This is a genomic window from Oceaniovalibus sp. ACAM 378, from assembly GCF_008085915.1.
Taxonomy (GTDB): domain Bacteria; phylum Pseudomonadota; class Alphaproteobacteria; order Rhodobacterales; family Rhodobacteraceae; genus Oceaniglobus.
Genome location: NZ_VSJK01000042.1, coordinates 1 through 11,014 on the forward strand (window position 1 = coordinate 1; position 11,014 = coordinate 11,014).

The 11,014-nt window shown below is 56.5% G+C and carries 11 protein-coding genes and 5 pseudogenes; 9 read left to right on the forward strand and 7 right to left on the reverse strand.

What is annotated here, in order from left to right; translation table 11 throughout:
* Positions 1 to 334: 334 nt before the first annotated feature.
* Positions 335 to 1,413: pseudogene (locus tag FQ320_RS24505) on the reverse strand (IS5 family transposase).
* Positions 1,414 to 1,656: 243 nt separating this feature from the next.
* Here FQ320_RS24505 and FQ320_RS24510 point away from each other — a divergent pair.
* Together FQ320_RS24510 and FQ320_RS24515 are read left to right on the forward strand one after the other, a co-directional pair.
* Positions 1,657 to 2,367 (forward strand): annotated as a pseudogene (locus FQ320_RS24510) (IS6 family transposase).
* Between the two features lie 44 nt (positions 2,368 to 2,411).
* Positions 2,412 to 2,582 (forward strand): annotated as a pseudogene (locus tag FQ320_RS24515) (integrase core domain-containing protein); the annotation flags it as partial.
* On the opposite strand, the gene FQ320_RS24520 reads toward FQ320_RS24515, so the two are convergent.
* Positions 2,511 to 3,506, reverse strand: coding sequence for a transposase (locus FQ320_RS24520; RefSeq protein WP_187394074.1), 996 nt, complete (start codon positions 3,504 to 3,506; stop codon positions 2,511 to 2,513). The pseudogene FQ320_RS24515 and the gene FQ320_RS24520 overlap by 72 nt on opposite strands.
* Here FQ320_RS24520 and FQ320_RS25950 point away from each other — a divergent pair.
* The 5 genes from FQ320_RS25950 (at position 3,505) to FQ320_RS26200 (ending at position 6,629) form a co-directional block, all read left to right on the forward strand.
* Positions 3,505 to 3,753 carry a hypothetical protein gene (locus FQ320_RS25950; protein WP_187394075.1) on the forward strand — a complete coding sequence of 83 codons (249 nt, stop codon included), beginning with the start codon at positions 3,505 to 3,507 and terminating at the stop codon, positions 3,751 to 3,753. The two genes, FQ320_RS24520 and FQ320_RS25950, sit on opposite strands and share 2 nt — an antisense overlap.
* Positions 3,754 to 4,042: 289 nt before the next feature.
* A complete protein-coding gene (locus FQ320_RS24525; protein WP_148475895.1) occupies positions 4,043 to 4,423 on the forward strand; it encodes an HdeA/HdeB family chaperone in 381 nt (126 codons plus the stop codon).
* A 383-nt stretch (positions 4,424 to 4,806) separates the two neighbouring features.
* Positions 4,807 to 5,319, forward strand: a complete 513-nt coding sequence (locus tag FQ320_RS24530; RefSeq protein ID WP_255509720.1) for a sigma-70 family RNA polymerase sigma factor — start codon at positions 4,807 to 4,809, stop codon at positions 5,317 to 5,319.
* A 352-nt stretch (positions 5,320 to 5,671) separates the two neighbouring features.
* Positions 5,672 to 6,052 carry a hypothetical protein gene (locus tag FQ320_RS26195; protein ID WP_222861719.1) on the forward strand — a complete coding sequence of 127 codons (381 nt, stop codon included), beginning with the start codon at positions 5,672 to 5,674 and terminating at the stop codon, positions 6,050 to 6,052.
* Positions 6,053 to 6,098: 46 nt separating this feature from the next.
* Positions 6,099 to 6,629 carry an IS630 family transposase gene (locus FQ320_RS26200; RefSeq protein ID WP_222861720.1) on the forward strand — a complete coding sequence of 177 codons (531 nt, stop codon included), beginning with the start codon at positions 6,099 to 6,101 and terminating at the stop codon, positions 6,627 to 6,629.
* 7 nt (positions 6,630 to 6,636) lie between these two features.
* On the opposite strand, the pseudogene FQ320_RS24545 reads toward FQ320_RS26200, so the two are convergent.
* From FQ320_RS24545 to FQ320_RS24555, 3 genes and pseudogenes are all read right to left on the reverse strand, one after another.
* Positions 6,637 to 6,786 (reverse strand): annotated as a pseudogene (locus FQ320_RS24545) (IS5/IS1182 family transposase); the annotation flags it as partial.
* Positions 6,787 to 7,159: 373 nt separating this feature from the next.
* Positions 7,160 to 7,456, reverse strand: coding sequence for a PRC-barrel domain containing protein (locus FQ320_RS24550; RefSeq protein ID WP_148475898.1), 297 nt, complete (start codon positions 7,454 to 7,456; stop codon positions 7,160 to 7,162).
* A gap of 137 nt (positions 7,457 to 7,593) precedes the next feature.
* Positions 7,594 to 8,376: a DUF4394 domain-containing protein gene (locus tag FQ320_RS24555; RefSeq protein ID WP_148475899.1), complete on the reverse strand. Its 783-nt coding sequence runs from the start codon at positions 8,374 to 8,376 to the stop codon at positions 7,594 to 7,596.
* A gap of 242 nt (positions 8,377 to 8,618) precedes the next feature.
* Here FQ320_RS24555 and FQ320_RS24560 point away from each other — a divergent pair, with 242 nt between their 5' ends.
* A complete protein-coding gene (locus FQ320_RS24560) occupies positions 8,619 to 9,188 on the forward strand; it encodes a sigma-70 family RNA polymerase sigma factor (protein ID WP_255509719.1) in 570 nt (189 codons plus the stop codon).
* On the forward strand, positions 9,185 to 9,889 hold the full coding sequence (locus tag FQ320_RS24565) for an anti-sigma factor domain-containing protein (protein WP_148475901.1): 705 nt from the start codon (positions 9,185 to 9,187) through the stop codon (positions 9,887 to 9,889). The genes FQ320_RS24560 and FQ320_RS24565 overlap by 4 nt, the downstream gene beginning before the upstream one ends.
* A gap of 88 nt (positions 9,890 to 9,977) precedes the next feature.
* Here the strand turns inward: FQ320_RS24565 and FQ320_RS25955 are convergent, their stop codons facing one another.
* Together FQ320_RS25955 and FQ320_RS24570 are read right to left on the reverse strand one after the other, a co-directional pair.
* Positions 9,978 to 10,139 carry a hypothetical protein gene (locus tag FQ320_RS25955; RefSeq protein WP_187394076.1) on the reverse strand — a complete coding sequence of 54 codons (162 nt, stop codon included), beginning with the start codon at positions 10,137 to 10,139 and terminating at the stop codon, positions 9,978 to 9,980.
* Between the two features lie 45 nt (positions 10,140 to 10,184).
* A pseudogene (locus FQ320_RS24570) lies at positions 10,185 to 10,883 on the reverse strand (transposase); the annotation flags it as partial.
* Positions 10,884 to 11,014: the final 131 nt, after the last annotated feature.

Genomic DNA, 11,014 nt, shown 5'->3' on the forward strand with positions numbered 1-11,014 from the left:
CAAGCTTGGCAAGAACGACAAAAACGCCCGGAAACTGCTGGAAGATGCGGCCTCGTGGCGGGGTGATGTGGATCGATTCAAAAAGGAAATCCCAAATTGGCTGCGGCATAGGTTTGCTGCCCAGAAGAGGATTTCATGATCTGGCAAACGCTTCGACCTTATGGGCACCTCGATTTTTGACCATTTTCGTAGCCGCGCAGCAGTGCGTGTGGCTTGAAGCGGGAGGGAGGCAGTCGGTTGGTGCCTGGCGCCCCGGGACGGTCACGGCGCGGCGCCTTTCACGCCTGGTTTTTACGGCCTTTCGGCCTGATCTGCTCGCTGGTTTGCCCGGTTTTCATGCCGGGCACGGGTTGATGCGGCGCAACTGGACGAGGCGGCGCAACTGGACGAGGCGGCGCAACTGGACGAGGCGGCGCATGTTATAGGCAAGATTTTTCATCCCGATCTTCGCCTTGGCCCGCACCATGCGATCGTGCGCACCAGCGTGCCGCCCATGTCGTTGGTCTGCGCGCCGAAGACATGTTCGACCCGGACCCGCACCGTGGATTTGGTTCGGTTGCTGCCCTTGGCCGGTTCGGTCAGCGGCTTGCCCCGCTTGCCCTTGCGGTGTATGTGACTGGTCAGCTTGCGCGCTCGCAGCTTCGCCTCCATCTCCTCGGACCTATAGGCTGAATCCGCCCAGACGCCCGCGCCGGTGTTGCCCCGCATCAGCAGGTGATCCACCGCCTGACAGTCATGCACCGCTGCGTCAGTGACGTCATAGCGCCGCACCAGCTTGTGCTTGCGGTCCACATTCACATGGTTCTTGTAACCGTAATGGCTCTTGCCATGCTTTTTCGTCCAGCGCGTGTCCAAGTCTTTCTGTGAGCGCATCGCGGGCTTGTTTTCCCAGTCCTCGGGCACCTCGCCGCTCTTGATGGTCTTGTTTTCCTCGCGGGTGTTGCGGTTCTTCGGCACCGGCACGATGGACGCATCCAGGATCTGTCCGCCCCGCGCGATGTAGCCCTGCCGCGCCAGATGGCCGTCGAATTGCTTGAACAGCGCCTCCACCATGCCCGCCTGAGCCAGCGCCTCGCGGTAGAGCCAGACCGTCTTGGCGTCCGGCACACGGTCCTCCAGTCCGAGGCCCAGGAACCTCATGAACGACAGCCGGTCGCGCACCTGATATTCAATCTGATCGTCCGACAGGTTGTAGAGCGCGCTCAGAACCAGCGCCTTGAACATCACGATCGCGTCGATCGGCTTGCGCCCCGCGCGCGATTTACGCTCTGAATCCGGCTTGCGCCAAACCCCCTCAAGCGTTGGCCGGAATTCCTCCCATGGCACCACGGCGTCGATCGCGACCAGCGGGTCCTTCTTGGCATCCAAGCTCGCATAGCGGTCGGAAAGATCGAAAAAACCCATCTGCGCCATGGCTGCATCCCCTGTGCCGATCCATCGCCTCAATCATAAAGCAGCGCCAAGGTCAGGGCAATTTTTAGAGGTGCCCTATAGCTTATCGCGGCAGAAAGTTGGTCGAAAAACCAGTACGACTGACCTGGTTTGCGGCCTGACGATCGCGGTCCGGGACAAACCGGAGTCGCACGACAAAAGGAGCACCCTCGCCGGCTTTGTCAGGTTAATGACGCGCCCTGGCTGCGCGCCTAGCCCTCGGTCATGATCAGCAAAGTTTCACAGCCTCGCCTGAAGGGCTTTCGCTTCCGCCGTTCCGTCATCTCTTACGCCGTCTGGGCGTATCACCGCTTTGCGCTGAGCCTGCGCGATGTCGAGGATCTCCTGGCCGAGCGAGATGTGATCGTCTCCTACGAAAGCATCCGCGTTTGGTGCCAACGGTTCGGAGCGCAAGTCGCCGCAAGTATCCGTCGCGACCGTCCGGCCCCGATCGACAAATGGTACCTCGACGAGGTCGTGATCTCAATCCGAGGCCAGAAGCACTGGCTTTGGCGGGCGGTCGACGCGAACGGCGACGTGCTGGAGATCCTGGTCCAAGGTCGCAGGAATGCCCATGCTGCCAAGCGATTTCTTCGAAAACTGGTGCGGCGGTGGGGCGCGCCGCGGGTCATCGTGACCGACAAGCTGCGCAGCTATGGCGTCGCCGTCCGTGACCTTTGCCCAAGCGTCGAACACCGCTCGCATAAGGGGTTGAACAACCGGTCAGAAGCGTCGGATCGACTCACAAGACGATGAGAAAAGATCATGGGCCGCTTCAAATCTTCGCGCCAAGCGCAGCGATTTCTTGCCGTTCATGATCAGACCGCAACCTTGTTCCGTTCGAAACGCTATCGCCTCTCAGCAATATCCTATCGCCACTCCCGGACTAATGCGTTCAGCCTGTGGAACAACTATGCTGCTGAAATGACCGCATGATGGTGACGACGGTGTTTGTCCCGTGGCGATAGAACAAGCTGACAAAGCCCGAGTGCGTCTACCTGAACGCCTTCGAGACCGGTTCAGAGGCGCGAGGCGGGATCGGCGCCTGGATCAGCTATTACAATGAAAAACGTCCGTACTCATCGCATGGCCTGCTGACCCCGGCAGAGGCCTATGATACTCAAGACCCAAACCTGAAAGCTGCCGCCTGACATGAAACCAATGCTATAGCTTATCGCGGCAGAAAGCTGGTCGAAAAAGCAGGACCACCTCTGATCAACGCCAAGATTTTCCCGCGAAGCATTGGCTGTCTCAGTCAGCAAACCTAAGTCGCTGACTTTGTTATGAACCTGCTGTTCTGCAATGAGTTTGTGCTTTGTATCAACGGCGATCTGAACATTATAACCAACCCCAATACGGCTTGATGAATGCATCGCACGGGCATCCGGGTCGGTCAGGGATATTTGATCCTCGCCGCTCGCTTCCAGTTCGGCACTATGCTCATCAAGACGTGCGCGCCGTTCTTTGATGGCAGCGATCGTCTCATCCAGATTGTCCACGCGCGTCGTGGGAGTGGTGTCGTCTTTGTCCGCTTCATCCAATTGTTTGAGATAGCGATTTAGCCGCTCGTCACTCTCAGCCATGGCTTTGGCCAACTTACCCGTGGTGAAGTTGCGCTGGCCGCTCTTTACACCCTTTAGCCGCGTTCCATCGACTGCAATCAACTCACGGCCAAACAGATCAAGGCTGCGGCAAAGAACCACAAACTCACGGAACATCTGCCGAAAGGCAGTCTTGTTCTCTCGTCGGAAGTCAGCGATGGTTTTGAAGTCCGGCTGCAACTGCCGCATCAACCAGATCACTTCCAGATTGCGGTGCGTTTCTGCTTCCAGGCGGCGACTTGAGCGAACCCGGTTTAGATAGCCATAAATGTAAATCTTCAGCAGGTCGCCTGGATTATATCCCGGTCTGCCGGTGGCCTTGGCGAGGGTTCGGTCAAAGCCCGCCGTCGCAAGATCAAGGCTCTCGACGAAGGCTTCAATGAACCGAACCACGTTATCTGGCCCAACATAATCGTCCACGCATGCAGGCAAAAGAAGCGTCTGTGAGCGGGATATTCCTCGGATGTGTGTCATGCAAAAGGATACCATTTTTTGCACGCGCGGAGGAATCCTAATCAGGCAAAACCCGCGATCATCGCCTGCATTTTCAGGAGCTAAAAGTTTTCACACAGTCTGCCTCGTTTTTGAGCGGTTTGTGCTGGCGCAGAAAATGTCCGGTTTGGAGCCGATTCTGTTGAAAAACACCGTGTTGCGCTCGCAGAAAGTCGGTGCTGAATTCAGCGCGAACGCACTTCTTATCAAGCGGCGCTCACGAAGTTAAGGTGACAACACCCTGAGGACCTGAACCCCCCTCACCTCTGACCAAAGCCACTGCGTTTAACCTCAGTAACAGCGGGTTGGGAAGGCTTAGCCTGACCAAACACAACATCCGGCAGGTCGATTTTTTTTTACCAGTATCGGTAGTTTCTCGCATGGATCTATACGGCCTGCGGCACTGTCACTAGAAAGTGATCGTATCACATGAAACTCTTTCTGGCGCGGAGGCATTTTTAACATGGAGAGCTGGATACATCTCTCTTAAAATAATTTAACAAAGACAGGGAAAAATCATGAAACTTACACACATGCTTGCCAGCGCCGCAATTGTCGTTTCGATGCCGGGCTTTGCTTTAGCCGCTGCACACGAGATGGACACATCCAAGATGACCTGCGCCGAATTCACCGCAATGGATGATGAGAGCAAAATGAAGGCCGTCGACGACATGCACATGGCAGCGATGGATGCTGAAAACTCAGAAATGTCTGAAGAAGAGAAGATGAAGACGGAAGAAGATAAGATGGCGAAGGAAGCCGACATGTCCAAAGAGGACAAAATGAAGATGGACGAGGAAAAGATGGCGATGAACGAAGAGGGGGCGATGAAGACAGCCGCCGCATGTGAAGGTAACGATGACATGATGGCGATAGATGCCATGAAGTCGGACAGCTAACCTTCACAGACACTGGTCTTGATCGTGTAAAGCAGTCCGGCATCGAACTTTCAGTAATGATGCCGGACTTCTTCTGGTGTGTTTCTCTCGGACGAGAACTTCCATGACAGGCAGTTCCACCTTAGTGTGAAAAACCAATCCATCGCCTAAATGAGATACCTTCGGAACTGCTAATAGAAATGCCACCAAACGAATACGGTTCTTCTCGTTGCTAAATCTCCGTTCCAAAAATTACTTGTGGTAATCTGACATAAGAATAGGTAATTTTGTTTTTTCAGGGATCAAGGATACTGGCTTGTCATTAATTGATGCATGAGGAAACGGCTTCCGCACTTTAAAGGTTCACGAAAATCGATGAAAAAAACAAAATTATTGATGAGCTAATTGCCGAAGTCGCTTTAGGTAGTCAAGTCGCGTTCTCTCGCCTCTACGACGCGACGTCGAGAGCGGCATTTGGCGTGTGCTTGCGTGTGTTAAACGAACACGAAGCCGCAGAAGACGCCCTCCAAGAGACCTACATCAAGATCTGGAACAATGCCGACAGATATAAAGTGATCGGTTATTCTCCAATGACTTGGATCATGACTATTGCTCGCAACGCGGCAATCGATCAACTGCGTATGCGTAAATCGGATCGCGATATTGCTGACTTCAGCGAGCTTATCGTGTCGCCCGGACCCTCTCCTGAGCAATCAGCAATTGCCGCCGAGGAATCGAGAAGAATAGTTTGTCATCTGAACAAGTTGGACACCAATCGCCGGGCGGCGATCATCGGAGTATATCTCCAAGGAAAGAGTTATAAGGAACTGTCGTATCAGCTCGATGTTCCGCTTAACACAATGCGAACATGGTTGAGACGTGGTTTAGTGGCGCTGAGGGGGAATATGTTGCAGTGACCCTGGAGCAATGTCAAATATGAAAGCATCCCGCTGTTCCAACCCTACTGCACATAGCTGAAAATCCCGCACGTGGACAATATAGGCATCGGCAACTTGCGGGGGGACGCACGTGGCGGGGCCGTGTTGCACAGATCAACTTAGATTCGGAACGCGCCTTCCCCGCGACGGAATTCAGGCGGTCCGTTCAAAACGTGGGTGGCCAAGTCCGGTCATCCGGTTGAGAACCCGGACGCCAATCTTGGCTTCTGTTTTCTGATTTTCTAGAGCGTGTTGCGACTTATCCGATTCAGGATACCCAAGTGACTTGATCTGTGATTCCCTGTTTGCATAGCAGATATGGGGGTATGAAATGGGCAGACCACATCCTATGGCTCTTCGAGAGCGCGTTGTCGCTTTTGTGGAGGAAGGGCATTCCCACCGTGCAGCGGCGGCGCACTTTCGGGTTTCGGTGAAGTTCGTCAACGACATGGTGATCCTGAAGCGTGAAGCAGGTAGTCTGATGCCGCGCACGCAAGGCAATGGTGGCGGGCATGGTAAGCTGGCCAGTCTTCGGGGCTGGATCGAAGCGCGGATGTTGGCAAAGCCGGATTTGACCCTGGATGATCTGGTGTTGGAGGTGGCGGATGGTCATGGTGTCAAAGTCCACCGCGTCTCGGTCTGGCGCGTCCTGCGCAGCCTCGGCCTGACGCATAAAAAAAGACCTCCAGGCCGCCGAACAGAAGCGGCCTGATGTTCGGCAGGCTCGCCATATCTGGATCACACGGCGTCAGCCTTTCATGCATAACCTATTGCCGAGAATAGATTTCATCGACGAAACCTCACTGAAGACGAACATGGTCAAGACCACTGGCTGGTCACCAAAAGGTGCGCGCCTGATTGACCATGCGCCTTTCGGCCACTGGAAAACCCAGACATTCATCGCCGCCTTGCGCCACGACCGGCTGGATGCCCCCTGGGTCATTGATGGCGCTATGAACGGCGAGCTGTTCGATCTCTACGTCAAGACACAGCTGGCATCGACCTTGCAGAGCGGCGACGTGATCGTCCTGGATAACCTGTCATCACACAAAAGCCCGACTGCAGCGGCGGCCCTGAAAGCTGTAGGCGCATGGTTCCTGTTCCTTCCACCCTATAGCCCAGACTTGAACCCTATCGAGATGGCGTTCGCAAAGCTCAAAACCCTGATCCGACGAGCCGCTGCCCGCACATACGATCAGCTGTGGCAGGCCGTCGGCCATGTCTGCAACCTCTTCACCGAGGAGGAATGCTACAATTTCTTCAAGGCTGCAGGGTATGAAGCCGATTGAACGCAACACGCTCTAAATCCGGCTTGCGCCAAACCCCCTCAAGCGTTGGCCGGAATTCCTCCCATGGCACCACGGCGTCGATCGCGACCAGCGGGTCCTTCTTGGCATCCAAGCTCGCATAGCGGTCGGAAAGATCGAAAAAACCCATCTGCGCCATGGCTGCATCCCCTGTGCCGATCCATCGCCTCAATCATAAAGCAGCGCCAAGGTCAGGGCAATTTTTAGAGGTGCCCTTATGCTTGCCAGTTGAAAAGAGGGAAGCCGGTCTTGGGTTGACCGCGCGCAGCGCGCGCACTCGCTGTCTCCTCCCCCCAAAGCGGGATCCCCGAACAGGCGATCCAGCAAAACCTAAAGCGTTTCGAGGAAAATCTGAATCGAGGGATTGAACTAACCCGCTAATGCGGGAGTGGCCCATTGCTCGCAAGACGAGCCAAGAGCCCGACTTTCGCTGCGATGATCGCCGAAAACTTGATGACCCCGCCGTCACATATCTATGTAGCGGCCCTTTCGATCTGTGAATTTGCTGAAACCTAATGCTCGTGTTCGGGCAAGTTCTCCAGCTCATCCTTTGTCATGGCGGTCGTTGCGTGGACCTTGCCGTTTTCGTCGCGCATGAAGTTAAGGCTCGACACATTCAGCGCCACTGGTCTGGCACCAAGGCCGAGGAACCCGCCAACATCAACGACAACCTGTGCATTCTGGCCGGCTCCATGAAAATGGGATACGTCACCGATATGGCTGTCATCGGGGCCGTAAACGTTCGCGCCGTCAACGGTCGGAGAAGCCAGCTCGTCTGGGCGCAGGGGGGTATGCTTGGAATGGTCCATGGATAGCCTCGCTTTGGTTGTGTTTCCTATTGGTGGCCAACCTATTCGAAGCAGCGCGGTTCCAAGGGCCAACGGTTGCAGGCGGAACGGCGCGACTTTCAGAAAGCCGCGCCGCACCTTGATTGACCCGTAGGTTCTTACATTGCGGGCAGGATCGTGATGTCGCGGATCATGCCATCAACGCCTTCGATCATGCCGACCGCGGTCGCGGCACCTGTTTCTAGGTCTACAGAATAAAGCGTCGCGCCGTTGACCAGCCAGCCGGTGTTTTCCATTGCATCGGTGGTCTGGATGTCGAACGCATAATTGGCCTCTGGTGCGTCGATCCCCAGTTTACCGATCGCGCCCAGTGTGCCGTCGTTCGGCGAAACCTGCTGGATCACCGCAACGATGGTGCTGTCGATATCGAACATTGCGGTGCTCTCTGGCTTGCCAAAGCTGTTGATGTAGGCGGCGGCGCTGATGGCCGGGGTTTCGCCGACGTGCATGTCGCCTGCCTCCCAATCAAGGCTGCCATCCACGGTCACTGCTCCGGTGTCCACATCGACGCGGTGGTTCGTCGTGCCGGTCATGAAGCGCAGCTTGTCGGCCATCGGGTTGAAATCGACGATCACCGGCTGGTCGGCCAGCGGCAAGGCCGTGTCCATTGTTGCCATTTCGGTTGCTTCACCGGTGGCAGGATCAATGTTGACGATGATCATGTCGGGCGTCACGCCGACAAGCGTGTTGTTGGAAGGGCGCAGGTCCATGCCCAGCAGGCTGTCGATGCCGTTCACATCCATCATGCCGCTGACGGCCAGGGTTTCGGTGTCGAACATCACGAGCGTCTTGTCGCCGACAAGGCCGACGGCAGGGGCGGCCAAAGCGGCCGACAGGGACAGGGTCAGGGCTGTGGTCGAGAAAGCTGCAATACGAAACATGGGGTTTTCCTTTGTCAGGGTCTGCAAGAGGACGGCGTTCATCGCCGTCCATGTCCCGAAGACACGCGTGACCAAATATCGGATGCAGAGAAATGAAATAAGTTTTGCATCCATGCCGGTCAGGGCCGTGTCTTCCTTTTGAAACGCAGGAGAATGATACAAGGTATGACGGATCAGGCTGCGCCACCACGACGCTTACGTGGTGGCCGTGCGCAGCGCCGGAGATGCGAAAGGATCGTGCCTTGAGGGAACAAGACACTGCTGCGGTCAGGGCTGACCGGTTGCGCCACGCGCTTGTGGACTGTGCGGCGGGGCGGCAGACGGGCATCGATGCTATTCTCGACAGTGAGGGCGGCCAGTTGCTGGGTGTCGCGCGACGGTTGCTCGGGCGGCACGATCTGGCCGAAGAGGCATTGCAGGATGCGATGGTGCAGGTCTGGCGCAAGGCCGCGCAGTTCGACGCGCAGACCGGGTCTGCCCGGGGCTGGGTTTACGCGATCCTTCGCAACCGCTGCCTGAACATTCTGCGCGATTCAAAACGCTTAAGCGTGCTGTCTCCAACGGACCTCGCAACGCTGCAGGAACACCGCCAGCAGGTCGTGCCGACCGAAGGATGGGAAATCCTGGCCGGACAAAGCCGCCTGCGCGACTGCCTGCACGGGCTCGACGGGCAAAGCCGTCATGCCATCCTGCTGGCCCATGTTGCCGGCTTCAGCCACGCCGAGATCTCGACCCGACAGGACGTGCCGCTTGGCACCATCAAATCGCTGATCCGCCGGGGTCTGCTTGCATTGAAGGAGTGTTTGTCATGACCGACGATGCACAAACGATCAACGCCTTGGCTGACGAATATGTTCTGGGCCTGCTGTCTCCTTCCGAGGATATGCTGTTCGATGCTCTGTTGACCCACGATCCGGCGCTGGCGCGTCAGATCGGCAGTTTGCGTGACCGTATGCTGCCGTTGGATCTGTCCGCCACACCGGCCCCGCTGCCATCTGATTTCCCCGCCCGCGTCCGTGGGTCGCTGCCGACCCAGGATCAGGGTTCGCCCGTTGCGCCCCCGAATGCCGCAAATCGGCCCAATGCGCCGAAAAACTGGGTGCCCCGTCTCATTGCCGCATCACTGGTCGGGGCGGTTGTTGGATTCAGCGGTGCAGGACTGCGGCAAGCACCAACACCGACCGTTGTAGCCGTGCTTGTCGATGCCAATGGCGTGCCGCAGGCCGTTATTGACGATTACGGGAATGACACGGCGAATGTGCGCTTCGTCGCAGATATCGCAGTTCCCCCGGACCGGACGCTGCAAGTCTGGACGCTGCCGTCGCCCGAGATGGGTGCGACCTCTTTAGGAACTCTGGACAGAGCTGCGGCAACCGAGCTTCATTTTTCGGACCTACCAGATCCGGGCGCCCAGCAACTCTACGAGGTGACGCTGGAACCTTTGGGCGGCTCACCCACTGGGCGACCAACCGGGCCGATCATCGGTAAGGGCTTTGCAGCCAGCCAGATCTAAGCAACACCTGTCGATAGGCAGGGCGAATTCAGAAAGCGGACCACCTCATTGGCGCTCAGGATATCAGAGTTCGTCTTGAACAACGCTTTCAGGCAGCGGTTTCCATTCTCCGGCGGTCCTGGACGATCTGCTTGAACCGTTGGCCAAGGACGATCAGCCAGACGAAATGGAACAGAAACGCCTTCAGGTGCCTCAGGATCGTGCGGATGTTGTGGCCCCAGCCGCAGAGGATCGTGAAGAGGGCGTCCATTGCCCGTCAGGGTATTGCGCAGCAATGCCCGAGTATCCGTATTGGTCAAGTCGGGTTTTGGGTCCATTTCCGTTGATCCCGCAGAAGGGCATTTGCGGTGACAATCAGCTTTCGCATGACGGCTGTGATAGCCAGTTTCTTACATTTCCCAGTTGATATCAGCTGCTCATATTCTAACTTCATGTCTGGGTTGAAGCGTGTTGCCACGACGGCAGGTAGATAGATTGCCCGCCGGACGCTGGCTCGTCCGCCTTGGATGCGTTCCTTGCCTTGCCACTTTCCCGATTGCCTCGACATCGGTGCAAGGCCCGCCAGCTTCGCCGCCTGCTTGCCGCTCAGTTCACCGAGTTCAGGCATATCCGTCAGGATTGCACAGGCTGTAACCTTAGCAATGCCCGGAATGCTCGTGAGAATTTCGGCGCGTGCTGCAAGGTCTTTGTCTGCTGCAATAATGGCATCAATCGTTGCAGCAACTTGGGCAAGATCACTGTCGATCTGCTTAAGGCGTCGTTTGATCTGCTGTCTCAGCAGACTGTGTGTCGCTGTGGCCAGCCGTGCTTTTGCCGCGGTTCGATCCTTGATCAAAGCTTGGCGGGCCGTCGTCAACTGCTTAAGATCATGAAGTATTGCACTTTTTGGCAGGTCCGCCTTCAACTCCAACAGCGCCCCCATTTTGGCCAACATTGCAGCATCTACACGGTCTGTTTTGGCCAACTGACCAGTTCCCTCCGCAAACCGTCGGGCCTGTTGCGGATTTCAGAAATACCGGACAGCGATTATGCTAATTCCCGGACAGCCGTTTCAGTAATTCCCGGACAGCTCGGGCCCGGCTGATCATCTGCCTGCGATCATGTTTCAGTTTGGATAGTTTCGGT

What these genes read in the sequence shown, in the direction of transcription:
- FQ320_RS25950 (WP_187394075.1), top strand. Translation starts at nt 3,505, where the DNA reads ATGCAAAAGGATACCATTTTTTGCACGCGCGGAGGAATCCTAATCAGG.
- FQ320_RS26195 (WP_222861719.1), top strand. Translation starts at nt 5,672, where the DNA reads ATGGGCAGACCACATCCTATGGCTCTTCGAGAGCGCGTTGTCGCTTTT.
- FQ320_RS24525 (WP_148475895.1), top strand. Translation starts at nt 4,043, where the DNA reads ATGAAACTTACACACATGCTTGCCAGCGCCGCAATTGTCGTTTCGATG.
- FQ320_RS25955 (WP_187394076.1), bottom strand. Translation starts at nt 10,139, where the DNA reads ATGGACGCCCTCTTCACGATCCTCTGCGGCTGGGGCCACAACATCCGC.
- FQ320_RS24565 (WP_148475901.1), top strand. Translation starts at nt 9,185, where the DNA reads ATGACCGACGATGCACAAACGATCAACGCCTTGGCTGACGAATATGTT.
- FQ320_RS24520 (WP_187394074.1), bottom strand. Translation starts at nt 3,506, where the DNA reads ATGACACACATCCGAGGAATATCCCGCTCACAGACGCTTCTTTTGCCT.
- FQ320_RS24550 (WP_148475898.1), bottom strand. Translation starts at nt 7,456, where the DNA reads ATGGACCATTCCAAGCATACCCCCCTGCGCCCAGACGAGCTGGCTTCT.
- FQ320_RS24555 (WP_148475899.1), bottom strand. Translation starts at nt 8,376, where the DNA reads ATGTTTCGTATTGCAGCTTTCTCGACCACAGCCCTGACCCTGTCCCTG.
- FQ320_RS26200 (WP_222861720.1), top strand. Translation starts at nt 6,099, where the DNA reads ATGCATAACCTATTGCCGAGAATAGATTTCATCGACGAAACCTCACTG.